The sequence below is a fragment of the Streptomyces sp. NPDC048248 genome, assembly GCF_043201875.1.
Lineage (GTDB): Bacteria > Actinomycetota > Actinomycetes > Streptomycetales > Streptomycetaceae > Streptomyces.
This window is the reverse complement of record NZ_JBICZL010000021.1, coordinates 72313-97993: the sequence shown is the minus strand read 5'-3', so window position 1 is coordinate 97993 and position 25681 is coordinate 72313. Positions and strand designations below refer to the sequence as shown.

Annotated in this window: 24 protein-coding genes and 2 pseudogenes; 14 read left to right on the top strand and 12 right to left on the bottom strand. The window is 68.8% G+C overall.

The features are described 5' to 3' along the window. On the bottom strand, positions 1-128 hold a 128-nt coding region (locus ACGFZW_RS33605; RefSeq protein WP_393897093.1), incomplete at its 3' end, for an acyl-CoA dehydrogenase family protein. 118 nt (positions 129-246) lie between these two features. Here ACGFZW_RS33605 and ACGFZW_RS33600 point away from each other — a divergent pair. Both ACGFZW_RS33600 and ACGFZW_RS33595 read left to right on the top strand, forming a co-directional pair. Next, positions 247-975, top strand: coding sequence for a TetR family transcriptional regulator (locus ACGFZW_RS33600; protein WP_393897087.1), 729 nt, complete (start codon positions 247-249; stop codon positions 973-975). Between the two features lie 178 nt (positions 976-1153). After that, positions 1154-1609 carry a Zn-ribbon domain-containing OB-fold protein gene (locus tag ACGFZW_RS33595; RefSeq protein ID WP_393897086.1) on the top strand — a complete coding sequence of 152 codons (456 nt, stop codon included), beginning with the start codon at positions 1154-1156 and terminating at the stop codon, positions 1607-1609. A gap of 351 nt (positions 1610-1960) precedes the next feature. Here ACGFZW_RS33595 and ACGFZW_RS33590 read toward each other — a convergent pair whose 3' ends face one another. Continuing rightward, on the bottom strand, positions 1961-2359 hold the full coding sequence (locus tag ACGFZW_RS33590) for a RidA family protein (RefSeq protein ID WP_393897092.1): 399 nt from the start codon (positions 2357-2359) through the stop codon (positions 1961-1963). 208 nt (positions 2360-2567) lie between these two features. On the opposite strand from ACGFZW_RS33590, the gene ACGFZW_RS33585 reads away from it, so the two are divergent. Next, positions 2568-2984 carry a hypothetical protein gene (locus tag ACGFZW_RS33585; RefSeq protein ID WP_393897085.1) on the top strand — a complete coding sequence of 139 codons (417 nt, stop codon included), beginning with the start codon at positions 2568-2570 and terminating at the stop codon, positions 2982-2984. Here ACGFZW_RS33585 and ACGFZW_RS33580 read toward each other — a convergent pair. Together ACGFZW_RS33580 and ACGFZW_RS33575 are read right to left on the bottom strand one after the other, a co-directional pair. Next, positions 2949-3317 carry a low affinity iron permease family protein gene (locus tag ACGFZW_RS33580; protein WP_393897084.1) on the bottom strand — a complete coding sequence of 123 codons (369 nt, stop codon included), beginning with the start codon at positions 3315-3317 and terminating at the stop codon, positions 2949-2951. The genes ACGFZW_RS33585 and ACGFZW_RS33580 overlap by 36 nt on opposite strands. Positions 3318-3702: 385 nt before the next feature. Next, positions 3703-4425, bottom strand: coding sequence for an alpha/beta hydrolase (locus tag ACGFZW_RS33575; protein WP_393897083.1), 723 nt, complete (start codon positions 4423-4425; stop codon positions 3703-3705). Positions 4426-4732: 307 nt separating this feature from the next. Between ACGFZW_RS33575 and ACGFZW_RS33570 the strand changes: the two genes are divergently transcribed. Further along, positions 4733-7045, top strand: coding sequence for an FdhF/YdeP family oxidoreductase (locus tag ACGFZW_RS33570; RefSeq protein WP_393897082.1), 2313 nt, complete (start codon positions 4733-4735; stop codon positions 7043-7045). A 208-nt stretch (positions 7046-7253) separates the two neighbouring features. Here the strand turns inward: ACGFZW_RS33570 and ACGFZW_RS33565 are convergent, their stop codons facing one another. The 4 genes from ACGFZW_RS33565 to ACGFZW_RS33550 form a co-directional block, all read right to left on the bottom strand. Next, positions 7254-7886 (bottom strand): DUF1345 domain-containing protein, encoded by a 633-nt coding sequence (locus tag ACGFZW_RS33565; protein ID WP_393897081.1) that lies wholly within the window; start codon positions 7884-7886, stop codon positions 7254-7256. 537 nt (positions 7887-8423) lie between these two features. Then, positions 8424-9581, bottom strand: a complete 1158-nt coding sequence (locus ACGFZW_RS33560) for a ferritin-like protein (protein WP_393897080.1) — start codon at positions 9579-9581, stop codon at positions 8424-8426. A 424-nt stretch (positions 9582-10005) separates the two neighbouring features. Then, a complete protein-coding gene (locus ACGFZW_RS33555) occupies positions 10006-10884 on the bottom strand; it encodes a TrmB family transcriptional regulator (protein WP_393897079.1) in 879 nt (292 codons plus the stop codon). Between the two features lie 64 nt (positions 10885-10948). Beyond that, entirely contained in the window at positions 10949-12352 is a 1404-nt protein-coding gene (locus ACGFZW_RS33550) for an MFS transporter (RefSeq protein WP_393897078.1), read from the bottom strand. A 155-nt stretch (positions 12353-12507) separates the two neighbouring features. Here ACGFZW_RS33550 and ACGFZW_RS33545 point away from each other — a divergent pair, with 155 nt between their 5' ends. The 5 genes from ACGFZW_RS33545 to ACGFZW_RS33525 all read left to right on the top strand — a co-directional run bounded on the left by ACGFZW_RS33545 (position 12508) and on the right by ACGFZW_RS33525 (position 17311). Further along, complete coding sequence (locus ACGFZW_RS33545) at positions 12508-13350, top strand: amidohydrolase family protein (protein WP_393897077.1); 843 nt, start codon at positions 12508-12510, stop codon at positions 13348-13350. Between the two features lie 49 nt (positions 13351-13399). Continuing rightward, the gene (locus ACGFZW_RS33540) at positions 13400-14182 is read left to right on the top strand and encodes an SDR family NAD(P)-dependent oxidoreductase (RefSeq protein ID WP_393897076.1); all 783 of its coding nucleotides are present in this window, start codon (positions 13400-13402) and stop codon (positions 14180-14182) included. A 15-nt stretch (positions 14183-14197) separates the two neighbouring features. Further along, positions 14198-15865: a (2,3-dihydroxybenzoyl)adenylate synthase gene (locus ACGFZW_RS33535; RefSeq protein ID WP_393897075.1), complete on the top strand. Its 1668-nt coding sequence runs from the start codon at positions 14198-14200 to the stop codon at positions 15863-15865. Next, entirely contained in the window at positions 15862-16623 is a 762-nt protein-coding gene (locus tag ACGFZW_RS33530; RefSeq protein ID WP_393897074.1) for an enoyl-CoA hydratase, read from the top strand. The genes ACGFZW_RS33535 and ACGFZW_RS33530 overlap by 4 nt, the downstream gene beginning before the upstream one ends. 109 nt (positions 16624-16732) lie before the next feature. Next, the gene (locus ACGFZW_RS33525) at positions 16733-17311 is read left to right on the top strand and encodes a hypothetical protein (RefSeq protein WP_393897073.1); all 579 of its coding nucleotides are present in this window, start codon (positions 16733-16735) and stop codon (positions 17309-17311) included. Positions 17312-17613: 302 nt separating this feature from the next. On the opposite strand, the gene ACGFZW_RS33520 is transcribed toward ACGFZW_RS33525, so the two are convergent. From ACGFZW_RS33520 to ACGFZW_RS33505, 4 genes and pseudogenes are all read right to left on the bottom strand, one after another. Then, a complete protein-coding gene (locus ACGFZW_RS33520; protein WP_393897072.1) occupies positions 17614-18237 on the bottom strand; it encodes a TetR/AcrR family transcriptional regulator in 624 nt (207 codons plus the stop codon). A gap of 146 nt (positions 18238-18383) precedes the next feature. Continuing rightward, complete coding sequence (locus tag ACGFZW_RS33515; protein ID WP_393897071.1) at positions 18384-19373, bottom strand: glycine betaine ABC transporter substrate-binding protein; 990 nt, start codon at positions 19371-19373, stop codon at positions 18384-18386. After that, a pseudogene (locus ACGFZW_RS33510) lies at positions 19373-19657 on the bottom strand (ABC transporter permease); the annotation flags it as partial. The pseudogene ACGFZW_RS33510 and the gene ACGFZW_RS33515, both read right to left, overlap by 1 nt. 68 nt (positions 19658-19725) lie before the next feature. Then, positions 19726-19857: pseudogene (locus tag ACGFZW_RS33505) on the bottom strand (ABC transporter permease); the annotation flags it as partial. 531 nt (positions 19858-20388) lie between these two features. Between ACGFZW_RS33505 and ACGFZW_RS33500 the strand changes: the two are divergent. The 5 genes from ACGFZW_RS33500 (at position 20389) to ACGFZW_RS33480 (ending at position 25678) form a co-directional block, all read left to right on the top strand. Further along, complete coding sequence (locus ACGFZW_RS33500; RefSeq protein WP_393897070.1) at positions 20389-21177, top strand: IclR family transcriptional regulator; 789 nt, start codon at positions 20389-20391, stop codon at positions 21175-21177. Positions 21178-21500: 323 nt separating this feature from the next. After that, a complete protein-coding gene (locus ACGFZW_RS33495) occupies positions 21501-22565 on the top strand; it encodes a Rieske 2Fe-2S domain-containing protein (RefSeq protein WP_393897069.1) in 1065 nt (354 codons plus the stop codon). Continuing rightward, the gene (locus ACGFZW_RS33490; RefSeq protein WP_393897068.1) at positions 22562-22822 is read left to right on the top strand and encodes a hypothetical protein; all 261 of its coding nucleotides are present in this window, start codon (positions 22562-22564) and stop codon (positions 22820-22822) included. The genes ACGFZW_RS33495 and ACGFZW_RS33490 overlap by 4 nt, the downstream gene beginning before the upstream one ends. Next, on the top strand, positions 22819-23790 hold the full coding sequence (locus ACGFZW_RS33485; RefSeq protein ID WP_393897067.1) for a PDR/VanB family oxidoreductase: 972 nt from the start codon (positions 22819-22821) through the stop codon (positions 23788-23790). Before ACGFZW_RS33490 ends, ACGFZW_RS33485 begins: the two co-directional genes overlap by 4 nt. Positions 23791-24208: 418 nt before the next feature. Continuing rightward, positions 24209-25678: an MFS transporter gene (locus tag ACGFZW_RS33480; protein WP_393897066.1), complete on the top strand. Its 1470-nt coding sequence runs from the start codon at positions 24209-24211 to the stop codon at positions 25676-25678. Positions 25679-25681 lie beyond the last annotated feature (3 nt).

Here is a 25681-nt window from a genome sequence, read left to right as displayed (position 1 = left end):
GGGAAGCGCGCCTCCTCGTCCACCGCGGTGGCGAAGGGCGCGATCTTCGCCTCGGCGAGCGCACGCACCGACTCCCGGAGCATGTCGTGCTCCTCCGGGAGTCGGTAGAGGTCGAGCATGTGGTTCATCGCAGACACGTCCCGTCGTCCGATCGCGCTAGTAGATGGCACTCAGTACCCTGAAGTATGCACACTCAGTGCCACGCGTCCAGTCCGTGGGCTGTGACCGTCGGTGTATCTTCCCCGCATGAATGAGGCACAGGGACAGGGCGAGGGCGTCGCCGACGGGGCCGCCGCCAAGCCCTCGATGCGGGACGCGTTGATCTCGGCGGCGTTCGAGTTGTTCGTGGAGCGTGGATTCGAGCAGACCACGATCGACGACATCGTCCGGCTCGCCGGTGTCGGGAGGCGGTCCTTCTTCCGCTACTTCCCGTCGAAGGAGGACGTGGTCTTTCCCGACCACGAGCAATGCCTCGCCGAGATGACGGCCTTCCTCGAGGAGCCGAGCGAGGAGGAGCCTGTGAAACGGGCATGCGATGCGGCCCGTTTGGTGTTGCGGGTCTACGCCGCCGCCCCCTCGTTCTCCGTGCAGCGGTACCGCCTCACCAAGAGCGTTCCGGGCCTTCGAACCCACGAACTGTCCGTCGTCCGCCGCTATGAACGCACCCTCTCGGAGTACCTGCAGCGCCGCTTCGCCGGCCTGCCCGACAGGGGCCTGCGCGGCGAGACGATCGCGGCCTCTGTGGTGGCTGCGCACAACCACGCACTGCGGTCATGGCTCCGTTCCGGCGGAAACGAGGACGTCACGGCCCGGATGGACCACGCCCTCGGCTTCGTGCAGCAGTCCTGGAGTGGCCCGGGTGAGGAGGCCGGCGAGGGGGAGCGGGAGCTGGAGGATGTCGTTGTCGTGATCACCAGGCGCGGTACCCCGATGTGGCGGGTGGTCCAGGAGATCGAGTCCAGCACCGGGGAGTGAGGTCGTGGCGGGTTTCGATCAAGGGTACTCAGTGCCTTTACGTGTGGCACTGAGTGCCATATCGTCTGGGTGTTGCATGGCGCGATGACGCTGGTGCGCCGCAGCCTCATGCCCGAGGCGGCGGATGCCCGACAGCCTCGGCGCTCCTCGGCATTCCTCCCCCGGAAGGAGACGGCACGTGACCCAGCCAGTGATCGATTCCCTCGACGCCCCTCTCCAGCACGACGCACCGGACTGGACCGCGCATGTGGAACCAGCGGCAATGGAGCCCCTCCCGCCGGAAGGCCCGGCCGAGGTGAAAGACGGGACACTGCACTTCCAGCGCTGCTGCTGGTGCAACACGCCGTCCTTCCGCCGCCTGCTCTGCCCCACCTGCGGCTGCACCGACCTGGTCTGGGAGCCCGGCACCGGCACCGGCGTCATCCGCAGGGTCACTGTCGTCGGCCGGAACGCGGGTGTGCCGCGCGCGTCGGCCGTCATCGCGATGGATGACGGCTACCGCCTCAGCGCCAGGATCATCGGTACCCCACCGGAGCGAATACACCAGGGAGCCCGGGTACGGTTGGCCACTTGCGCGGGACCGCGTTCCCAGGAGCTCGCCTTCCAGCTCTGCGACGCGTCCCACGCTCGGTGAGTCGGTTGATCTTGGTGGGGGCCCCCGGCGCAGAAGGAGCCGGATGCCATCTGAGTCGCCGAAGCCGGCCCTCGACGCCGGCTTTGCGACCGAAGGGTCGGCAGAACGAGGTTACGGCGATATCCGACCACCGGGGTCTCCAGCGGCGTTGAGAGGTCACTGCGCCGGTGACGGCCGCGGAGGGCGGATCGTCCCTGCGTCTGCCGACTTCCCGAACGATGAGCCAGGGTTGAGCCGCCTGCCTCCCCGGCCACCGGCCGGGGAGGCACGGTTTCCAACAGCCATGCAGGGGAGGTCTCCGACCGTCCCGCGGGCACGGTCTGCGGCCATGCACAGACCGAGGTCTCGTCCTCAGGCGCCGCGCTCGGCTTCGCTCGGCCACACCGACCGGGCCGCGAGCGCGGTCACCTCCACGCGCATTCCCTCGACGGCAAGTGCGGCGACGGCGACGCAGCACCGCACCGGACAGGGCCGGGGTATGACCTCGGCGTAGACCTCGTTGAACGCGTCGCGATCCTCGATGTCGGTGAGGTAGATCGTCAGATGCAGCAGTCGGCTGAGATCGCTGTGCGCCCGGCTGAGCGCGTCGGCCAGGTTGGCGAGCGTCTGCCTGGTCTGCTGCCGGATGCCGCCCAATTCGATCGAGCCGTCTTCGCGGTCCGGGATCTGGGTGGTGCACACCAGGCCGCCGAAGACAACGACCGCGTCCGCAGGCCGCGCACCCAGATGATCGCCCGCCCCTCCCGGCAGGCCGGCGCTCCCGCGCACTGGACGTCCCCGCCACTGGCAGCCCTGCGAGACATGGCTCTCCCACTCCTGCCCAAGTCACTTTTCAACCGCTCGGTCACCCGCGCCTACACCTGGACGCTCTGACATGCCCACCCACGTGACCCAATCCGCCCGACTCCGCGAAGGCGTGTCGTTCCCGGGAAACCGCCGAACCTCAAGAGGTCAATCCATGTCCATCCCCGGCTGGCCGCCCCACGCCAACTTCCATGACGGCCAGTACATGCTGATGACGGTGCTCCTCGGCCTCATCGGCCTGGCCCTCGCCCTGCGCCAGGGCCGGAACACCCGCGGTCGGCTGCTGTGCGCCGCCGCGGCCCTGGCCACCCCCTGGCTCGGCATGATCGGCGCACTCCTGTTCCCCGGCACCGCCACCTACGACCCGGAGTTCTCCGACCACACCGTCTTCATCCTCGGCGTGCACGGCCAGGTCTTCATGGCAATCATCATGACCCTGGCCCTGATCGGCGCGACAGCGGCAGCCAGGTCTGGTGGCTGCCTTCCTGACGGCCAATCGCGCGCTTTCAAGACCGATGCCCGTGACGCAGCCCCGTCACTGTGCCTCCTCCATGCGGATGGCACGCCGTAGCTCGTCGGCCGCTGCGTGGCTCGCGCCCTCGCGTTGCTCCAGCATTGCCGCCGCGATGGCGTCCAGCTTGCGCTGAACGGCGCGCGCGTCACGTCGTTCGGTGTTCTTCAGCAAAGTGAGCAGGAGGAGGTTGATGGCCGTCATGACATCCCCGGCGAAGATCAGCCAGGGCACCGGCAGGTGCGCGAGGTGTACGGCGACCATGCCGAGGACCAGGAGCACGCACAGGGCGTAGAACAGCGGCGAGCTGGTGACGTTCGATGCCCGCTCGGAGAAGGCGGCGAACCAGTCGCGCCCGGCGCCGCCCCGCTCGGCGGGATGCTGTGAACTCATGCCGGCCATGCTCCCTGCCGGCTCCAGCCCTGCGGAACCTGGGCCCCCGTGTGCCCGATTTCCCACCGGTCGGCGCAAGGGACAGGATCCTGCCGTGGCCGGCATCTATCGGCCACTCGCCGAGGACGTCGGTCTTCCCCGGCCGGACGCGGACCACAGCGCCACCCGCATCGAGGGACTCACCGCATCGAGACACTCACGGCGTGGGACTCATGGCGGTGGGGTGGAGGTCACCGAAGCCGGCGGTAAGTCGATCCGCGAGAACGCGGTATCCCAGTTGTGCATCTGTCGGCCACCGCTCATCGAGGAAGGCCGGACCTGTACTCGATGAGCGGCATCCTGGCCGACAGCGCCTACCGTCTGCTGCTGCCCTGACGGCCCGGCCTCACTTCAGGTGCCGGGTGAAGAACCGGGCCGCGTCGTCCACCTCGAACTGCGGGGTACCGGTGTGCCCGCCCAGATTGGCGTGCAGCGTCTTCTCCTTGGTGCCGAAGGCGTCGAACAGGTCCAGGACCGGCTGCCGTTCCATCCCTTCGTCATCCCACTGCATCAGGAACTGCAGCGGAATGCTGACCTTCCGGGCCTCCTCGCGCAGGGTGTCAGGCACGAACGTCTGGCCGAAGAAGACGGCGGCCGAGAGGCGCGGCTCGACCACCGCCAGCCGAATGCCGATGGCGACCATCCCGTCGTACCCGACCGGGCCGCAGATCTCGGGCAGCGGAAGGAGGGCGTCCAGGGTGGTCCGCCATTCCGGGACCGCCTTTTCGACCAGCGGGACGATGAAGGCGTCAAGGATCTCGTCGATCGGCTCGCCGGCCTGCATCGCCCGGCGGAGATCGGCGCGGGACTGTTCGTCGGCGGCGGAACGGGGCCGTTCACCACACCCGGGGGCGTCGATGGCGGCCACCGCGAAGCCGTACTCCGCCGCGTAGTGCCGGGCCCGGGCCACCAGTCGGGGGAGCCGCATGTGCAAGCCGCCGGGGTGACCGATCAGGATCAGCGGGGCAGGTGCGGATCCAGACGTCCACAGGACACCGGGGATCTCACCGAGGGTGAATTCGCGTTCGAGGACGCCGTCGTCGAGACGCTGTTCGGAAGTGAATCGCATGGTCGTGCCTTTCGGGAGCCTATGAACGGCGCTCCCGGACGACCTGTCGTCCGACCGTGACCCCGGAGGGGAGCACCCATGTCGATACTGCGTTCACGGGTACCACCTCCTCGTTCTCTCGCACGGCCTCCGGGAGATTAGCAGTGGTCGCCGTGGTCCGCCCACGGCTTTTGCGGAGCCCGAGGCCGGCTGCCACGGAGCCACATCGGCCGCGGTCATAGTCGGGTGGCAGGGGGGCGACCACGGACCTAGCCTGGCCGCAGTCGGTCCTGTCGGCCCACGTCCGCGTGCCCGGAAGGTGAGATTCGTGAGCGCGTCCCATGAGGAACAGGAACGGCTGGAGCCCAGCGTGGGCCCCGTTCCCACAGATGAGCCGGAATCCCGCCCCTACCACCACCCCGCTGCCGGATGGGGTGCCGCCAAGAGCGTGACCCGGTTCCTGGCGCGTGAGGGTGCGCTGGTGGACGGGCCGCGGGCGATCATGCGGATGAACCACGAGAACACCGGATTCGACTGTCCCGGCTGCGCCTGGCCGGACGACACCAAGGGTCTGCACCTCGACATCTGCGAGAACGGGATCAAGCACGTCACCTGGGAGATGACGCGCAAGCGCGTCGGGCGCGCGCTCTTCGCCTCCCATTCGGTGACCGAGCTGTCCGGCTGGAGCGACTACGCCCTGGAGGACCAGGGCCGGCTGACCGAGCCGATGGTGTACGACCCCGGCTCGGACCACTACGTCCCGATCAGCTGGAAGGACGCGTTCGAGGTGGTCGGCGGGGCCCTGCGCGGGCTGGACGACCCGAATCAGGCGTCCTTCTACACCTCCGGCCGGCTCGGCAACGAGGCCACCTTCCTCTACCAGCTGATGGCCCGTGAACTGGGCACCAACAACCTGCCCGACTGCTCCAACATGTGCCATGAGGCCAGTGGGCGGGCACTCCAGGCGTCCCTGGGCACCAGCAAGGGGACCGTGGACCTCAAGGACTGGGAGAGCGCGGACGCGCTGTTCATCCTGGGAGTCAACGCCGCCTCCAACGCGCCCAGGATGCTTACCGCCCTTGTCGAGGCGTACCACCGCGGCGCCCGGATCGTGCACGTCAATCCGCTGGTCGAGGCGGCCGCCACCCGCGCCATCGTCCCGCACGACTTCACGGACATGGCCCTCCTCAAGACGACTCGGACGAGCACCCTGAACCTCCAGCCGCGCATCGGCGGAGACATGGCGTTCCTGCGGGGCATGGCCAAGGCGGTCCTGAAGCAGTCCGCGACCGACCCCAAGGCGCTGGACCTGGAGTTCATCGACCGTCACACGGCCGGTTTCGAGGAGTACCGGGCACTGTGCGAGGCCACACCGTGGGAAGAGATCGAGAGCCAGTCCGGGCTCAGCCGGGAGGGCATCCTCAAGGCGGCGCAGGTGTACGGCGAGGCCGACCGCAGCATCGTCTGCTGGTGCCTGGGCCTGACCCAGCACGAGCACGGCGTCGACACCGTGCGGGAGATCATCAACCTGCTTCTGCTGCGGGGCAATCTGGGACGTGAGGGGGCCGGCCCTTCCCCCGTGCGCGGGCACAGCAACGTCCAAGGGAACCGCACCTGCGGTATCGACCACCGCCCCGCCGACGCATTCCTCGACCGCCTCGCCGATGCCTGCAAGATCGAGCCACCGCGTGCGCACGGCCTGGACACCGTCGGCACCATCCGGGCCATGAACCGCGGCGATGTGAAGGTGTTCGTCGGCATGGGCGGCAACTTCGCCCTCGCGGCGCCCGACACCCCCTACACCTACGACGCACTGCGCAACTGCGACCTCACCGTCCAGGTGAGCACCAAGCTCAACCGCAGTCACCTCGTGCACGGCCGGCAGGCCCTGATCCTGCCGTGGCTCGGCCGCACCGAGAAGGACCACCAGCGCGCGGGGGTCCAGAGCACGTCCGTCGAGGACTCGATGAGCATGGTGCACCTGTCCATCGGCATGAAGCGTCCCGCCTCACCGCACCTGCTCTCCGAGCCCGCCATCGTCGCAGGAATGGCCCGCGCGGCCCTCCCCGGCAGTACCACCCCCTGGGAGTGGTACATCGAGGACTACGACCGCATCCGGGACACCATGGCCCAAGCCCTCGACGGCTTCGAGGACTTCAACCGGCGGGTGCGCCTGCCGCTCGGCTTCCGCATCAAGCAGCCCGCCCGTGAGCTGGTCTTCCTCACCCCGTCCGGACGCGCCGAGTTCTCCAGCGCGCCCCTGCCCGACGTCATCCCCGCCCCCGGAACCCTGGCACTGGGCACGATGCGCTCACACGACCAGTGGAACACCACCATCTACTCCGACAACGACCGCTACCGCGGCATCAAGAACCTGCGCACCCTCGTCCTCATGAACCGCGACGACATGCGGGAACGCGGTATCGCCGAATTCGACCGCGTGGACATCATCAGCACCGCCAAGGACGGCAGCCGGCGCCACCTCAACGGTTATCTCGCCATCCCCTACGAGATTCCTCGGGGCTGCGCGGCCGGCTATATGCCCGAGATGAACGTCCTGTGCGCGCTCGCCGACCACAGCACGCAGAGCGACCAGCCGATCATGAAGCACGTCAAGGTCACCATCGAACCCGCCGCCTGAGGACGTGTTCACGGACACCCGGTTCACGGTTGGGTCGCGGGGTCACGGGCTGGGTCGGGCCGAGTGACACCACGGTTGCGAACGCTTTCCCGTCGGAAGCGTCGTAGCGGACGCCGTCGCAGTGCTGCTCCGGTTGCCGTCCAGCATGCGGCAGACGTGCGCGGCGATCGGATGGCCGTGACCGGAGGTCTCGCGCACGGGGACAGGTTCATCCGGTGACGATTCCGGTGACCAGGTTGATGGTGGTTGCCAGGATGCTGGTGCCGAAGACGTAGGACAGCAGACAGTGCCGTAGCGCCACCGCACGAATGGTCGAGCTGGAGACGTCGGTGTCGGATACCTGGTACGTCATTCCGAGGTTGTAGCTGAAATAGAGGAAATCCCGGTAGGAAGGCGGCTTTTCGGAGTTGAAGTCGATGCCGCTCCCGGACCGGTAATAGAGGTAGGCGTAACGGGTGGCGTACATCAGGTGCAGTGCCGCCCAGGTCACGAACACGCCGCCGAGGGCGACCGCGGCCGCGGTGTGGCCGGAGTCGGATTTCCCGACCAGGAGGAGCAGCACGATGGCGACCAGTCCGCACACGGCAGCGCCCACGACCACGAGTTCGTCGACGAGGGGCCGGAAGTCCTCGCGTCGGGCGTTTTCGTGAGTGGCCCTGGCGTCCATCGGCCAGAGCACCAGCCAGCCGGCGACGACGAAGACCAGCTCTGTCGCGGCGATGGCGGCGAGAACGCCCATCGGTGGCCCGGCCGGCACTCCGACGGCCACGCCGGTCGCAGCTCCGACGGCCATGGCGCCTCCGAGCCGGGGGACTGCGGAAAGTGGCAACCAGGTACTCATGGGGCAAAACGGTAACGGCCCCGCTGCCGGCCAGTCTGGCTAGCCGCGCGGGCGGCTCAAGGGGATCGGTCGGCCGCCTGCGGTCCGTCCGTACCGCAGGCGGCCGAACGGACCTGCAAGCACGGCACCGTCATCGGGCCTCCGGGCCGGGCGCCACGGCCCCGGAGCGGAAAGGCGGCGCCGCACGCGCGCGGCCGGCGCGGGCCGGAATGTGCCGCGCTGGGGGAGCAGTTGGCAGCCCCGCAGGTCCGGGCCCTCGGCGGCCCGCCGGTGCGGGCCGGCGCATTGCCTGCGTTCTACGCCTGGGCCCTTGCACGGCGCGGGGCTTTCATGGCGATGTGCACCGGCGCTCACCGCTTCGCCGGGCGGCCGTCGACGGTGGAGCCTGGCCGGGCGTGGCAATGAGCGCCGGGCCGCAACGCGAGGGCACCTGAAGTCGCTTCCTCTGACTACGGGCGCCGTCTGCCCCGAGCACACGGTTCAGGCCCTCGCTGAGGGCTGTCCTGCCCCACCGTGTCTGGTCCGACAGCATCACCGTCAGGTGGCGGGATGGCTTGGGAGCGGGCGGAACTCGGGTCCATAGGTGCCCGGACCGTCGGGAATGGCGGTCTCCATCAGTTCGATCGCGGGAGCCTCCAGCCCGCGCATGGCGTGGACTGCCGTGCTCAAGGCGCGGGAGCCGCCTCCGTCCCAGGCATGGTCGAGGGAGTTGAGCACGGCGTGGTAAGCGGCGTCGAAACGGTTCAGGAGTTGTCGAACGTGCGCCGGGGGGTCGGGCCGGCCGCCGGCCGGTACTCGTGCCATGGGGCGGACATCCGGGAAGGGCACGGGCGCACCCGTGAACTCCCATCTCCCTCCCACCTTGCGCAGTCGCCGCCCGTGGTAGATCTCGCCGAACGCGTAGTAATGGGCTGGATGGTCATCTTCGAAGGTGTCGGAAGGGGAACTGGCGGTGCCTTCGCCCTGCTCCTTGACCATTTCCAGGGCCCACTCGACGTCGTCGAGGTTCTCGACCGGTTTCAACACGTCGGAGTCGATGCGTTCGGACAGCTGCCCCGTGGTTGACAGTTCAGGTGCCGTGGAACGGAACGCCTTCTGCAGTTCGCTGTAGAAGGCGCCGACAGTGGGTGAAGTGTCTTCGCTCTGGGCCAGCGGGGCTTCGGGAGCCTCGATCGCCATCATCACGTCATGCACGAGTGACTTGGTGAGCCCTGACAGATACACGGTCACTCCGTCGCGCACACCGCCGGGCAATGGTCCGGGGTAGCTGGGTGCCGCGTCTCTGATCTTCGGCTGCCCGCCCACGGCGACAAGCAGGTTGGACACCACACCCAGATGGAACATCTCGTCGCCGACGATGCGTCGGATCAACCGGGCAGACTCACTGCCACGGTCCTTGACGGACCACCAGCCGCACAAGTAAACGGGAATTGTGGCGAGTTCGAGTTCGACGGCTACTTGGAGGGCCGACCGGATCCATGCCAATCCGCGGACGTCCTCGGGAACCGCGAGGAGGCGCCCCACGGAGCCGTGGTCGGGCGCACCGGGAGGTCCGCCGGCCGGTTGCGTGACAGCCTGAGCAGCATTGGCGGCCGCGCCGGGCAGGGCGGCTGCAAGAGCGGCTGATGCCAGGAAGCTCCGGCGTTTGAGGTGGACGGCCGTCGGCCTGTCCGGACTTTCCTTCGCTCCAGCCACCGCTGCCTCCGTTCACGACATGGGTTGGCCACGGCTGCAGTCCTGGGCCCTCGGACAGTTCGCGAAGCTAGCAGCCTCCACCACTGATCTTGGGATGCCCGGCTTCAGCCAAGGGATCCACCACCCTGTCGGTCCAGTCGAGCGGCATGCTCTGGCGTCGGGCAATCCGGTTCGCCCGCCGGCACCTGACGCTCTTGGTGATTCTGGGGGTTGATGATGGGGCCCCGTGTCGTACACACCGAGCATGCGCCGCACGCGCACCAGCCCGAATGTCGCGCGCACGACCCGGGGCGGTGAGGCCACGTCTGGCCTGGCCGCCCCCGCCTTCGTCGAGCACGATCAGGCCCAGCGCCGGCTGGAGGGGGGCGCCCGTACCGGACCTCCGCCGGCCGACCGCACGACCGGGCGACCGTCTCACCGGCCTTTAGGCGGTCCGACCCGAAGCTCTTTTCCTGGCTCGGGCCGCGGGCTTGCCGGGCGTGGCGGATCGGTCTTCGCTGATGCCGGTCAGCCCGGCCAGCCCGGGGCCGTACAGCTCGTTCAGCGGTTCGCTGAGGTCGGTGTAGATCTGCTGGACGTACATGTCGTGGCGGACATATCCCTTGACCAGCGCGGCGAAGAGCGGGTCGGTCACCCACACGCAGTCCCAGTCCTTGCCGCCGGGTGCCAGTGCCCACAACGCTGCCGCGCCGTCCGCCACGACGGCCAGGTGCCGGGCCTGGTGGTGGCGGTAGACGACGCCTTCTGTACTGGCGTGGCGGAGTGTACGGCCGGGCAGTTCGAAGGGCGGGGTGCCGAAGCAGAGTATGTCGAAGGTGACACCACGTTCGGCCGCGGCGGCTGCATCATCGCCGAGTGCTTCCAGTTCCTCCGTGCGGCCCGAGAGGTAGACGTGCCGCTCTGCGTCGGCGAGGATCGCGCGGGCCCGTGCGACGGCGGCGGCGCGGTCGTTCGTGGACCGCAGCGGCCGGATCTGCTCTGTCCGGTCCTCGGCGACGAAGCGGTTGAGCTCGTAGCGGGCGTCCGAGACCCGCCTTCGGAAGTCGGTCTCCAGGTGGCCGAGCAGCTGGTCGGCTGCTACGGCGGCGAATCGGGCCGGGGACTCGCCCACCTTGACCACGGCGCCGCGCGAGGTGAGCCGTCGAAGGGTCTCGTACACCTTGGGCTGCGGGATGCCGGTCACATTGGACAGCGCGTATCCCGTGAGGGGCTTCTTGCCGAGCAGCCCCACGTACGCCCGTGCGTCGTACTGCGAGAAGCCGAGCTCCACCAGCCGGGCTGCGGTCTCATCAGCCGTACTCATGGTTCCGAACTCCCGTCAGCCGGCCTTCGCAGGGTCACTACCGTAAGAGTGAGTCTATCGGCGGCTAGGAGGCCAGGGCCTCCAGTTTCCGGCGGGCGGTCTCGGGTCCGAACACCCAGAAGACGCCCAGACCCACCACCAGGGTGGTGAGGAACATCAGATACAGGGCCCCCATCCCGCCGTCGCCGTCGAGAACCCGGCCGATCACTGCGGGGGCCAGGACGGCTCCCACGTTGCGGAAGCTGCTGGCGGCCATGGTTCCCCACGCCCGCATCCGGGTCGGGTACAGCTCGCCGGTGTACATGAAGACGATCGGCGCGACTGCGTTCACGCCCAGCAGGACGGGAATGGCGAGGGCGATCAGTCCGACCGGGGGCTGGGGCTGCCCGGACCAGGTGACGACCACGCCTGTCGCGGCGCCCAGTGCGGAGACCAGGTAGCCGAGTGTGATCCAGAACCGGCGCCCCAGCCGGTCCACGGTGAGGGCGATGGTCACCACCAGCGCGACGTTGACGGCCTGGAGCCCCGCGCTGGTCAGGGATGCGGTCGCCGGGTGCATGCCGCCCTGGGTGACCAGCAGGCTCGGCAGCCAGGTGGTGAAGCCCCAGAGGGTGAAGTAGGTGGTGAACCAGACGGTCCAGATCATCACGGTGCGCCCCAGATACTGCCGGGAGAAGATCTCCGACAGTCGCGTGGCCCGAGTGTCAGGCGCGATCGGAGCCTCGGGGGACTCGAGGCGGCGTCCCTTGCGCAGACTCTCCGCCTCCATGGTGGTCACCAGAGTCTCCGCCTCCGCGATCCGGCCCCGGGACGTGAGGAATCGCGGAGACTCCACCAGCCGACGCCGTGCCCAGACCGCGACGAGCAGCGGGATTGCTCCGAGGGCGAGCATGGTGCGCCAGGTGGCTTCGTCGTGCAGCAGACCGAACAGGGCCGCCGCCACGAGGGATGCGGCCATGTTGCCCAGGGTGAAGCTGGTTTCGTACAGCATCACCGAGCGGCCGCGGGCGCGTCCCCGTACGAGCTCGTTGAACAGTGCGGCGGCCACCGGCACTTCGGCCCCGAGGCCGATTCCTTGCACGAGGCGGAAGAGCCCCAGGCTCAGGCCGCTCCACGCGCCCGCCGCCAGGAGCGCGGTCGCCCCGAAGAGGGCCATGGCCGCGAGGAATACCGGGCGGCGGCCGTAGCGCTCGCCGGCCCAGCCGAGGCCGAGGGCGCCCGCGATCTGGCCGACGTAGCCGGCGCTGATGAGCAGCCCTGCGTCGCCGAGACCGATGTCCATCGTCGAGGTGACCGCGGTGAGTGTCACCGCCAGTGCCACGGTGTCGAAGGAGTCGAAGAACGTCCCCGTTCCCAGGATCTGAAAGGCCCTCCGGTGGGCGCTGGTGAAGGGCAACCGCTCCCATCTGGCGAGGAGTTCACCCCCTTGCGTGCCGCTGCCCTCGCATCGTTGCCGTGCCTCGGTCATTTCGCCTCCCACGCGCAATCGCCCCACCAAAGGGCTAGTCACTACCGCAGTAGGTAGTACACACTGAGGCGAGCCGGACCCCGCTGTACAGGGGTCTGCGAGGAAGAAACGAAAGGGAGCGACCGGCTCCCGTCACAGGCAGGAGAGAGCGGCGGATGAGACGGATCGACCTGCATTGCTATCCGGGGACGGCCGAGTGGATCGCCTCCCAGGAGCCCTTCCCGGCGGCCCTTGCGGAGTACTGGAACAAGCCCTGGGAGCCGCGCACCGAGGAGGAGGTGGTAGCCGACCTGGACAAGCACGGCATCGAGGCCGTGCTGGTGGCCTTCGACATCGAGACCGTCACGGGCGCCCTGCCCTGCGGCAACGACTACGTTGCCGCCCTGCGTGACCGGCACCCGGACACCTTCCTCGGCGCCTGGGGAGCCGTCGACCCGCTGCGCGGGGAGCAAGCCATCGCCGACGCCGAGACGGCGGTGCGCGAACACGGTGTACTCGGCTTCCACTTCCACCCGATCATGGGGCGCTACTCGGTGGACGACCGGCAGCTCTACCCCCTGTTCGAGGCGATCACCGCCATGGGTGTGCCGGTGATGATCGACGTAGGGACGACGGGCATGGGGGCGGGCATGCCCGGCGGCATGGGCGCCCGCATCCGCCACGCCCATCCCCGAGCGGTGGACGAACTGGCCGCCGACTTCCCGGAGCTGACGATCATCGCCGCACATCCGGGCTGGCCCTGGATCGAGGAGATGACCGCGGTGGCCCTGCACAAGGGCAACGTCTACTGGGAAATGTCGGGCTGGGCGCCGAAGCACTTCCCGCCGCAGCTACGCACCGACATCCGCGCCCGGCTGCGCGACAAGGTCATGTTCGGCACTGACCACCCGAGCCTGCCGTTCGAACGACTCCTGCGCGAATGGGAGGCGCTCGGCTACACGGAGGCCGTCATGGATCAGGTGTTCCACGGCAACGCAGAACGGCTCCTCGGTCTGTAGGCCCCACGGTCTTGTCCGAGTAGGCATTGTCCATGCGAAAGGGATGATCATGACTGACGACAAACCGGTGGCGCTGGTGACGGGATCCGCGCGCGGAATCGGGCGGGCGGCCGTTCTGGCGCTTGCCTCGGCCGGGTACGACGTAGTGGTGAACTACGCCTCCAGCGACGAGGCGGCCAAGGAGACTGCAGCCCTTGCCGAGAAGGCCGGGGCCGCGACCCTGGTCTGCCGCGCCGATGTGGCCGACGAGAGGGCGGTGCTCGGCATGGTGGAGGAGGTCCGAAACCGATTCGGCCGCCTGGATGTGCTGGTCAACAATGCGGGCACCACGGCCCGCACCCCGCCCGCCGACCTGGACGGGCTCGACATGGCCGAGTGGGACCGGGTGTTCGCGGTCAATGTGCGCGGCCTCTTCCAGGTGACCCGCGCCTGCGTGCCGTTGCTCCAGGACGCCGCGGGGAAGCGTCCGGGCCGCACCGCCGTGGTGAACCTGGCCAGCATCGTGGGCCTGCGTCCCGGCCCGCAGCCGTTCCCGTATGCCGCTTCCAAGGCGGCGGTGGTGAACCTGACCAAGACTCTTGCCGGTCGCCTGGGTCCGGACGGCATCCGGGTCAACGCCGTGGCGCCCGGCTGGATGGTGGGCGAGTGGATGGAGGATCAGCTCGGAGACAACTACGAACGGCTGATGGAGCGACGGGGCCGCCACACCCCGATGCGGCGGTGCGTCACACCGGAGGACGTCGCCCGGAGCATCCTTTCCCTGATCGACTCCAACCCCTTCGTGACCGGCGAGATCGTCGTCATCGACGGCGGCTTCACCGCGACGACCTGAGTGCAGGAGGACACCGTGACCTTGGACGGAACCGTTCCCTTCCCGCCCGAGTACGTCGAGCGCTACCGCGCGAAGGGCTACTGGGAGGACCGCACACTGCGTGATGTGTTCGCGCAGGTATGCACGGAGTATGCCGATCGGGTGGCCCTGCACCACGACGACGCCGACATGACGTATGCCGAACTGGAGGAGCGCGCCGCGCGAGCGGCTCAGGGGTTCTGGGCACTGGGCTTGCGCGCGCTGGACCGCGTGGTGCTGCAACTGCCCAACACCGCCGACTTCGCCGTGACCCATCTCGCGCTGCAGAAGATCGGTGTCATCCCCATCATGGCTCTCCCGGCACACCGCTACCGGGAACTGGAGCAGTTCGCGCGACTGTCGGGCGCCGTCGCCGCGATCACTCCGGACCGGTCCAAGGACGCCGATCACCGCGAGATCGTCGCCCGGGTGCGCGCCACGGTGCCCTCACTGCGCCTGCACATCGTCGCCGGCGACCCGGGCGGGGACGCCACGGCGCTGAGCACCGTCCTGGCCGGCGATGCGAGCGAGGACGCGGGCGTGGACCTGGCGGCCGTCGACGTCGATCCCATGGATCCGGCGCTCTTCCAGCTCTCCGGTGGCACCACCGGCATCCCGAAGCTCATCCCGCGCCTGCACAACGACTACGTCTTCAACACCAGGAACGCCATGTCGGTGTGCGACATCCGCCCGGACGACTGCCTGCTCAACGTCCTGCCCATCTCGCACAATCTCCCGCTTGCATGCCCCGGCCTGCACGGCTTCCTCTTCGCCGGAGCCCGTACCGTGCTGCAGCCCACCACGCGCGGCGCCGAGGTGTTCCCGCTGATCGAGAAGTACCGGGTGACCCACATTCACGTGGTGCCCGCGCTGCTGATCAAGTGGCTGAACGACCCGCTGATCAGCGCGTACGACCTGTCGTCGGTCCGAGTGATCCAGAGCGGCGGGCAGCGCCTCCAGCCCGAAACCCGCGCGCTCGCCCAGAGCATGCTGCCGGGCTGCCGTATCCAGGAGAACTTCGGCATGGCCGAAGGGCTGCTGACCTTCGTGCGGCTCGACGACCCCGAAGAGGTGCGTATGGAGACCGTCGGCCGCCCCGTGTGCCCGGACGACGAAGTGCTGCTTCTGGGCGAGAACGGCCAGGAGGTGGCCGACGGCGAAGTGGGGGAGCTGGCGGCACGCGGGCCCTACACGCTGCGCGGCTACTTCCGCGCCCCCGAGCACAACGCCCGCGCGTTCACCCCGGACGGCTTCTATCTGTCGGGGGACCTGATGCGGCGACACCCCTCAGGCAACTACGTCGTCGCCGGCAGGCGCAAGGACCTCATCAACCGCGGCGGGGAGAAGATCAGCGCCGAGGAGATCGAGAACCTTCTCATCGGTCACCCGGCGATCGTCAACGTGGCCTGCGTTCCGGTGAGCGACCCCGTACTGGGAGAGCGCATGTGCGCCTGCGTGGTCCCACGCGAAGGAGTGGCACCACCCACCCTGGAAGAGCTGACCGAGTTCCTGTTGCAGCACGAAATCGCCAGGTTCAAGCTGCCCGAGCGGCTGGAGATCATGCCGAGCCTTCCTCTGTCGCACGTCGGCAAGGTCTCCAAAAAGGATCTGATCGCCCGTTTCGCCCCCGGCCCCTCGTCCGCCGCCCCGGGCGGTAGCTCATGAGCGGCCTGCTGCGGATGGAGCGCGAGCGGGGCACCGCCACTCTCACCCTCGACGACCCGGACCGCCGCAACATTCTTTCCGGCCCGCTCGTCGGCGAACTCCTCTCAGCATTCGACGAGTTGGAAGCAGATCCCGCCATCACCTCGGTCGTCCTCACCGGGACGGGCACGGCCTTCTGCGCCGGAGCCGATCTCACCGACCTCCTGGCGGCATCCGAGGGCGACACCTCGGGAGTGGAGGCCGTCTACGAGTCCTTTCTCCGTGTGGCCCGTTCCCCCCTGCCGACCATCGCCGCTGTCAACGGCCCGGCGGTCGGTGCCGGCCTCAATCTCGCGCTGGCATGCGATGTGCGGGTGGCCGCCGAATCGGCGTGGTTCGACACCCGCTTCCTCAAGCTCGGTCTGCACCCCGGCGGCGGCCACACCTGGATGCTGCACCGCCTGGTCGGACCCCAGGTGGCCGCCGCCATGGTGCTTTTCGGTGAGCGCCTGGACGGCGCTGCGGCAACCACCGCCGGACTGGCCTATCGGTGCGTCCCCGACCCGGACCTGCTTGCCGCTGCCCATGCTCTCGCCTCCAGGGCAGGAGCTGCCGATCCGGAGCTTGTCCGCCGCACCAAGGGGTCGCTGCGACGCGCGGGCGACGGACGGGGACACGACCAGGTGGTGGAAGAGGAAACGTGGGAGCAACTCTGGTCGCTTTCCCTGCCCGGAACCGCGCAACGACTGGACGAGCTCCGGCAGAACCCCAGGGGCTGAAAGCCGCCTCCTGACCTGAACAAGGAAGTCCACTTGTGCGGTCCGTCGTGAGCGCTTTGTTCCGCCGTACCAGGGCAGTTGTCAGTGCTGATCACTAGGGTCCAGGCGTATGACCTACATCTTCGATGTCTTCACCGACGCGCGCCGTGGCACCACCCTCACCGGCAGCGTTCAGTACCGCGATCCCGACAACTACGGGTTCTCCCAGGGGCCCGTATTCGGCCTGCAGCTCATCATTGATGCCTGGAAGGAGGGCGGTGACTTCGGTGCCGGGCCTGTCTCCGCCGCAACGGAAGCCGAGTTCAAAGAGCTTTTCGAGTGGTACCTCGGCCCGAAGGTGCGTGTTGACGAGGAGGGATACCTGCTGGAGGAGGGCTCCACCCGGGTGCGCATACCTCGCGTCAAGGCGGCGGAGTTCTACCGAGGCCGGCTCGACCCCCACGGCGGGCGGGGCTTCTCGGACGGCACCCACTACATATGCCTCGCTCCGCGGTCGGATGACTTTGCACGCCGCACCGAAGAGATCATCGTCTCCTGGGAGATCCGAGCGGACCACTCCACCGATCTCGACGAAGACGAGGGGACGTCCGGCGACTTCACCCTCGAAGTGAGTGACCCCCGCTATCTCGAGCACTTCACCAAGAACGCGTACTACCAAACGGCCTTCACAGGCCACCTCCCCTCGTGAAGCCGACCAGCCGGTTTTTCGCTGTCGCCCGGCGGCCTTCCGGTCTGCCGGGCTTCGGGTCCTTATCGGGTGGAAGGGCTTACCGGAGGTGGGGGCCCGCACCGCGCAGGACCTGCGGCGGGAATGCGGACATCGGAGGAACGGCTTCGGCCCTCACCTCGGCACCGGTGGACCGAACGGGCCTGCGCAGCGGTGGGGAAGGGAGTGAGCGAGCGCGGCAGGCGGGAACCCACCGCGCGGTCTACCGCAGTGGTGATGTCGAAGGCTTGTCCCGCCCGCCCCGGCAGCGGCCGGTGCGGGCGTTACAGCCCCTCGCCGTCAGCCGCGATGCTGCTCATGAGGCGGTCCAGGTGCGAGCGCATCACGGCGATCAAGTCGAAGGAGCGCCCGGAGGCCAGCCACTGGAGCCGTAGCCCGGCGTCGAGCGCGGCGCACTCCCTGGCGATGTTCTCGTGGTCCAGCCCCGCCTTGAGTTCCCCCGATTCGGTGCCGGCGCGCAGACGGTCCGTGAGTTCGCGTACGCCCTTCTCCTGCCATTGGGAGAAGAAGTCGTGCGCGGGGTGGCCGGGGGCGGTGGCCTCGGCGCCCACCACGACGGCGAGTTCCAGCATCCCCGGCATGTTCAGCGATTCGGCGGTGTCGTCGAGATGGCATCGGAAGGCGTCCCGCACCGAGTCCGAAACGCGGACCCACTGCTCGTCGAGTTTCTCGTGCCAGTACCGGACCACGGCCAGCAGCAGTTGCTGCTTGTCGGGGAAGTGGTGGAGCAGTCCGGCGTCGGTGATCCCGGCGTCGCGGGCAATGCCGGCCAGCGAGGTCTTGCGGTAGCCGTCCTTGCCGAAGCGCAGCAGCGCGGCCTCGAGGATCTGATTGCGCCTGGCCAGCCCCGTTGCGTAGCCGCCGCGCGGCCCCCTTGGTGTCCCCATGCACACAACCGTACCGAGTGCCGTCGCCGGTCCCACCCAGGGCACGTCGTTCGGATCATGGTGTCCCGGCCCTCCGGACGGCAGCGTCCGAGCGAGCGGCAGGGCGCTCTCCTCCTGCTCGTCGGACGCTCGTGCGAATCCGCCTGTCAGTCTTCCCGGATGAAGCCCTCCCGCACCAGCCAGTCCTTCGCCACCTCGTGCGGGTCCTCCCCGTCCACGTCCACCCGCGCGTTCAGCCGCTGGGCCTCCGTCCCCGTCAGCCGCTTGGTGATCGGGGTGAGGAGGTCGGCGATGGCGGGGTACTTCCTCATTGTGGCGCTGTTCATCTCGGGTGCAGCGTTGTAGTTGGGGAAGAAGTGCCGGTCGTCCTCCAGAACCTTCAGCTTGAGTTCGGGAATGCGGCCGTCGGTGGTGGCCGCCACGCCGAGGGTGCAGGCCGCGCCCTCGGCGACCTGGGTGTAGACGACGCCGTCGTTCATCTTTTTGAAGTTCCCGCGCCGGAGGGTGAATCCGTACGTCTTCGCCACGCCCGGCAGGCCGTCCTCACGCACCGAGAACTCGCTTCCGCCGCAGATCGTCGCCGCGCCCGGGTCCTTCTTCGTCAGACGTGCCACGTCGGAGAGTGCGCGCAGCCGGTATTTCTGTGCATTCGCCTGGTTCGCTACCAGCGCGTAGGTGTTGTTGAGCGGGGCGGCGGGCAGCCAGGTGATGCCGTTGCGGCGGTCCTCCGCGCGTACGGCCGCCCACTGCTCGTACGGGTCGACGACCGGCTTGGTATGCCCGAGGTAGGTGATCCAGGCCGTGCCGGTGTACTCGTACATCCCGTCCGCCGCACCGGACTTGACCGCCTCGCGGGCACCGATCGAGCCCTGGATGTTCGTCCGGTCCAGGACTTCCGCGCCGGCCGCTTTGAAGACCAGCGCCATGATCTGGCCCAGGATGATCTGCTCGGTGAACTCCTTTGAAGTCACGGTCAGTTGGGCGCCCTCCAGCGGTCGTCCCTTCCCGATGGAGCCGGGCTGCACCGAGTCGGCCAGCGGGCTGCCGCTGGTCAGTCCGCAGCCGCTCAGCCCTGCGGCGGCGAGCAGCAGGGCGCCCGCTCCCGCGACGGCCGTCCGTATCTGGGCCAGGCGCATCAGTTCACCTCCAGGCCGCGTGGGCGTAGCAGCAACTCGACGAGCGTCCCCGGCCAGTCCGTGATCGGCGCCATGGCGACCGTCAGTACGGAGCCGAGCACCAGCAGCGGCATGCGCTGGTTGGTGATGCCGGAGGAGACCGGGTCCCCGAGTCCTCCTCCTACGCCGAAGGTGGCCGGCGTCGCGGTGCGGACGTGCAGCGCGAGCGCGGTCCGTACGCCCGCCAGGATCAGCGGGACGGCCGGGTCGGTGGCCCTCGGGCCGGCCACGGTGTTGCTCATCACTTCGCCCCGGTCCCGCACCTTCGCGAGGGAGGTCGGTTCGACGTTTTCGGCAGAGTCAGCCACGGTTCCCCCCGTGAGATGGTGAGCCGTCCGATCAGCACGTACCCGGCGTCGAACGGCAGGGCTGGGACGACGATTCCGAGCGTCCCCGACAGTACTTCGTTGAGCGTGTTCGCACTGCCCAGGCTGGAGATCCCGCGCAGTTTCGTTGTGGTCACTGAGCGAACCAGAGGAGGACTCCTGCGCCAACTACAGCAGCGCTGCTGCCGGCAGCCGACGGTAAGAGTGTGCTGGAGATCGCGACCGACAAGGTGGGCGGCTGCAAGCCCTTCTACGCGCATGGTCCCGCCTGAGGCAGGCTGCCCAGGCGTTCGGTGCGACCGGAACCAGGCGAGAAAACCAAGTGGGAGTTAGGCTTTCGCTGAGTGGCGTGGGTCGCCTGGTACGTGGCGTCCCGGCCGGGGGCGTCTACTTCAGCCGGGGGTGCGGCTTGCGGCTGTTCGTCGAGGACGGGGACGGCAATCAGCAGGAAAAGTGTCAACGTCTCGACGTGGCTGCAACCTTCTTGCACACTGACCGCCACAGCTTGGGAACGTCGGCAGCGGATCGTCGGACCGCCTCGGGTGGCCGCGCGGCAGCCGGCCGGAAGGCACAATCGGGAGATCGGTGAGGGCGCTTTGGACGACTCACTCGCGCGTGAGGCGCGGCATGCCGATGACGAGCCTTCAGCCATGCCGGATGAAAAGGGCCCGACAGCCCGCCGTCGCAGTGCCGAGCCGGGCCCGCGGCCCGTACTGGGCCGCGCGCTGCAGATCCTCGGTGCGTTCAGCGCGAACTGCCCGGAGATGACGCTGAGCGAACTCTCGCGGCGGTCCGGGCTGCCGGTGTCGACCGTGTACCGGATGCTCGGCGAGCTCACCGCCTGGGGAGCGCTGGAGCGCAGTGACAACGGGCGCTATCGCGTCGGCCTGCGACTGTGGGAAGTGGCCTCCCTTGCGCCGCGCGGACTGGGCCTGCGCGAGCGGGCCCTGCCGTTCCTCGAGGACCTCTCCCGGATCACCCGCGAGAACGTTCAGCTCGCGGTGCGCGAGGGCACAGATGTCGTCTTCGTCGAGCGCATCGCGGGGTCCGGGGCGGTGCCCGTGCTGACGCGTGTGGGCGGGCGTTTCGGCCTCACGGCCACCGCCGTCGGGCTGATGCTGCTTGCGCATGCCCCTGCCGAGGTGCAGGAGCAGGCGCTGGCCGGCCCCCTGGAGCGGTTCACACCAGGAACGGTCACCGATCCGCGTGCGTTGCGGCGCATGCTGGCCGAGGCGCGGACCCATGGCTACGCGGTCAGCGACCGTCAGGTCACCATGGACGCCCTGTCGGTCGCAGCCCCTGTACACCGCGGCGGCACGGTGATCGCCTCGGTGTCGCTGGTGGTACGCCATGGCAGCACCTCCGCGCATGCGCTGGCCCGGCTCGTCTGCACGAGCGCCCGGGCGATCTCCCGCGCGATGAGCACGCCGCAGGTCTGAACCGCGCCGTCCCGGGCTTGAGCCTCCGGCACCTCGCCCGTGACCTGCTGTTCCGTGCCGCGGATCCTGATGCCGTCCCGCCGCAGCGGCGCGGCCGCGACTGCGCAGATGTTTCCCGGCATTCGGAAAGCCCCCTGGTGACCCGGGGGCGCCGACCCCACGATGGTCCGCATCGGTCGACGCCGGGCCCCGGTCCGCCGGGGCCTCCCGCGACGCTCCTGTACACCTCACACGGCGAGGGACCAATGAGCCCCTGCCGGCTGCCGTCGCGGTCCCGGCCTCTGCGCCACGCGCGCTGAACGCCCCACTCGGAAAGGAACAACATGACTGCTTTCGTACGCAATCACTGGTACGTCGCCGCCTATGGCCGCGAGGTCGGGCGCGAGTTGCTCGGACGCACCGTACTGGGCGAGCCGATCCTGCTGTACCGCACGGAGGACGGCCGGGCGGTGGCCATGTCCGAGCGCTGTGTGCACCGACGCTTTCCGCTGTCGCACGCGCCGAGCCGGCTGGACGGCGATCGGGTCGTCTGCGGCTACCACGGTTTCACCTACGGCACCGACGGTGGCTGCGTCTTCGTTCCCGGCCAGCAGCGCATCCCGCGCACGGCGCGTCTGAAGACGTACCCGGTGGTCGAGCAGGACTCCTTCGTGTGGGTGTGGATCGGTGACCGCGAGCCCGGGGACACCCTGCCGCCCCGCGCTCCGTGGATGGACTGCCCCGACTACACGGTGGTCTCGGGCATGGAGCCGATCGACGGCGACTACGGTCTGCTGGTCGACAACCTCATGGACCTGTCCCACGAGACGTACCTGCACGGCGGTTACATCGGCACTCCCGAGGTGGCCGAGACGCCCATCACCACAGAGGTCGACGACACGGCCGGAATCGTCCGCGTGCGCCGCCACATGGACGACGCGGAGTGCCCTCCGTTCTACGCCAACTCCACAGGTATCGAGGGCCGGATCACCCGCTGGCAGGACATCGAGTACCACGCGCCCGGTCTCTACCTGCTCCACTCGCGCATCGCACCCGTCGGCGCACCCGAGCCGAATCCGGACGGCAGCGACCCGCATGCCTTCCACGTCGAGGTCGTCTACGGCATCACCCCTTCGACGGAGAGGACGACATACGACTTCTGGGCCGTGGCCCGCGACTTCGCCCTCGATGACCAGGACGTCACCGAATTCCTGCGCGGCAGCAACCACACGGTGGTCATGCAGGATGTCGTGGCCCTCAACGTGCTTCAGAAGTCCCTGGACACCGAGCCGGCCGGCTACCAGGAGCTGAGCATCAACATCGACACGGGCGGGCTCGCCGCCCGCCGCATTCTCGGTCGCCTGGCTCAGGAGGGGGCCGGGACGCAGGCCCGGGCGGTGGCCCCATGATCCCGCAGCACCCAGCCGTCCTCTCCGGCGAGGACGTCTACCGCATTCACTGGGTGCTCGGTGCCGACCGGCTGCTGGCCGTCTGCCACTGCGGCGCGCAGCGGGAGTTCGAAGACCCGGTGGCGCTGTGGGACTGGCTGCTCGACCATCCCGAAGACCACCACCCAGGCCCTGGCCCGCGGTCCGCACCAGCCCCTCAGCCCCGCCTGCGGTCCGTGCCTGAAACTGCCCACGGTCCGGAAAGAGAGTCACCATGACCACCACGAGCCTGCCACGCCCCGGGGGCGAACTGGACCTGACCCTGGTGCGCAAGGAGCCTCTCGCCGAGGGCGTCGTCCGTCTCGGTCTGGCCCGTCCCTCCGGCGAGCGGCTGCCCGAGTGGAGCCCGGGTGCTCACATCGACCTGGTGCTGGGGCCCGACCTCGTACGGCAGTACTCGCTGTGCGGGGACCCTGGGGACGCGTCCCTCCTCCAAGTGGCCGTGCTGCGCGAGCCGGAGGGCCGGGGCGGCTCCCGGTACGTGCACGACACGCTGGCCGAGGGCGACACGGTCCGGGTGAGCGGCCCCCGTAACCACTTCCCGCTGGTCGACTCCCCCCGCTACCTGTTCATCGCCGGCGGCATCGGCATCACCCCGGTCCTTCCGATGATCACCGCCGCCGAGCGTCGGGGAGCCGACTGGCGGTTGGTCTACGGCGGTCGCAGCCGCGACACCATGGCCTTCGCCGGGCAGCTGGCCAGGGCCCATCCCCACCGGGTGGAAGTGTGCCCCCAGGACGAGTCCGGCCTCCTGGACCTGGACGGGCTGCTCGGCAGCCCCGCCACCGACACCCTCATCTACTGCTGCGGACCCGAGCCCCTGCTCCACGAGGTGGAGAGGCGGAGTGCCTCCTGGCCGGAGGGCACGCTGCACATCGAACGGTTCACGCCGAAGGTGAGGTTGGACGACGTCCCTTCGGCCTCGTTCGAGGTGGAACTCTCCCGCAGCGGCATCACGGTGACCGTCCCGCCGGACAAGACCGTCCTCCAGAGTGTCGAGGAGGCCGGCGTGCAGGTCCTGTCCTCGTGCCAGGAGGGCACCTGTGGCACCTGCGAGACCGCGGTCCTCGACGGGGTGGTGGACCACCGCGACTCCCTGCTCACTACCGCTGAACAGGCATGCAACGACACGATGTTCATCTGCGTCTCGCGTGCCGCCTGCCCGCGTCTCGTCCTGGATCTGTGACCCCGGCAAGATCCCACCGTGTGGACCGGAGACCGCGGCCGTGATCGAGGCGGGACCGGGGCCCATGTTTGGCGCCTCCTGCTCGCTCACGGGTCCGTACGTCTTCCCACGCCCGCCTGCGTGACCCCGGACCGTGGTCCGGCTGTCCGACCCCTGATATCCGATGACCAGTGACCAATGACCAGTGACCGTTGGTCACTGGTCATTTTCATGTCGGAACGAAGCGTCCGGTGAGCCGCATTCTCCAGAGCTGTGACGTGCGTCACTCCGCCAATGCCTAGCGGACACTAAGTATTAGCTTCATCATCATCCGAAAGCGAGGGACCGTTTCGAGCCAGTGACCGAGACACGAGCCATCGGTGGCGGCATGCCGTTCCACGCACGAACCCGACCCCCTGTTCGCGAAAGGAGCGGCTCCATGACCTCGACGTCTGCCGGCCCCTCGCTCGACGCAGCACCGTCCGACGACACCGAGAGGTGGACCCTGCGTCTGGTGGGTGTACTCGTGGCGCTGATCTGGCCGACCCAGATGCTGGCCGCCTCCGGGATCCTGGGGGCGTATGCGACCTCCAGCGTGGCGCAGAGCTTCCACACCACTTACGTGGCCTGGTTCGGTCTGACCTTCGTCCTCGTCACCACGCTTGTGACGCCCTTCGTGATGAAGCTGGGTGATCGGTACGGCAAGAAGCGGCTCATGCTGGTGATCACAGGTATCGGGACGGTCGGCGACATCATCGCCGCGACCGCGGGCAGCTTCTGGCTGATGCTCATCGGGAGAGCGATCGCCGGCTGTTACGGGCCGTTCGGAGCCCTGTCATTCCCGGCCGTGCGGGACATCTTCCCGGCCCGGCTGGTGAAGCCGGCCAGCGCCATTCTGGGCAGCAGCGTCGGCTTGGTGGGCGTCGGCGCGCCTTTCCTGGCCGGCTGGCTGGTCGACAACTGGGGTTACCAGGGCGTGATGTGGTTCATCACCGCAGCCACGGCCCTCTCCTTCGTGCTGATCGCCTTCCTGGTGCCGCCGACCCCACCGCGCGACGAGCGGCCCGGCTTCGACTGGCTCGGCGGCTTGGTGCTCGGCGGCGGGCTGACCGCGGTCATCTACGCGCTGGGCCAGGGACAGAGCTGGGGATGGGCCGACGCCAAGACCCTTGGCTGGCTGGCTTCCGGTCTCGTGACCCTGGTCGTCTTCGTCTTCGTGGAGCGCTCCAGTGCCCATCCCATCCTCGATTTCACGGTGCTCAGGCGTCGCCCGGTCGCCCTGGTCCTCACCGCGGGCGGGCTCGCCCAGGCCATCGCCTACACCATGCCGAGCCTGGTGATCCTGCTCGCCCTGTACCCGCACATCCCCGGCGTCTCCGCCGGTCTCGGGTGGACCGCACAGCACAACGCCGCCGTCGGCGTGACCTGGAACCTGGTGATGTTCGGTACCGGCATCGTCGCCAGCCGACTGATGCGCCGGGTCGACGCCCGCCATCTGTGGTGGGCGGGGCTCCTCCTGATGGGGCTCGGCTACGGCCTGGCGGGCTTCTTCCACGCCGATGAAACAGAACTCATCCTCTCCTCGTGCGTCGCCAACCTCGGCTCCGGTCTCGTCGTCTCCGGCGCTCCGGTGCTGGTGGTAGGCGTGGTGTCGAAGGACGAGCAGGGCCTGGGCAGCGGCATGCTCAACATGCTCATCACCCTCTTCGGCTCTGTCTTCACCGCCCTGGCGTTCGCCGTTCTGGCGAGCCACAGCGTCGTCAGCAACGGCACCGCCTTCTACCAGGACGCGGGCTACGACTGGATCTTCTGGACCGGAGCGCTGCTCACCGCCGTGCCCTTGACGCTCTCTGTGTTCGTTCCCCGCCTACGGGATCCCGCCGAAATCGACGGCGCCCACGTCGCATGAACA